Consider the following 534-nt stretch of genomic DNA (forward strand, 5'->3'; position numbering starts at 1 on the left):
ACGGGTTTGCGCTCGCGGCTCTGCGTGGGTATCGGCCAGCGCGATATTCAGGCCGTCCGCCAGGCCGATGGCCGCGACGCCCAGCCCAATCGGGCCGCCGCCCACCACCAGTACGCTGTCGCCCGGTACACATTCAGCGCGACGGACGGCGTGAGCGCTGATGGCAAAGGGTTCAATCAGCGCAGCAGCGGCCGGATCGATACCTTCTGCCAGCAGCACGTTGCTTTCCGGCACAGCGATATATTCCACCATGCCGCCGTCCTGATGTACGCCGATAACCGAGATATTTTCGCAGCAATTCGGACGATGATTTAAACAGGCACTGCACGTGTTACAAGAGAGATAAGGAATAACCGCAGCCTGCTGGCCAATATGAAAACGAGTGACATTATTTCCTATGGAAACAATATCACCGCAAATTTCATGACCGAGTACGCGAGGATAATTAAAAAAAGGCTGCTTCCCCGCCCAGGCATGAATGTCGGTGCCGCATATGCCGACCGTTTTGACTTTTAATAATACTTCGTTTTCCGC

The 534-nt window shown here is 55.2% G+C and carries 1 protein-coding gene; it reads right to left on the reverse strand.

Features of this window, described 5'->3' with window-relative positions:
* On the reverse strand, positions 1 to 534 hold a 534-nt coding region (locus tag J5224_RS34870), incomplete at both ends, for an alcohol dehydrogenase catalytic domain-containing protein (RefSeq protein ID WP_264629371.1).

The sequence above is a fragment of the Candidatus Symbiopectobacterium sp. NZEC135 genome (assembly GCF_025962695.1).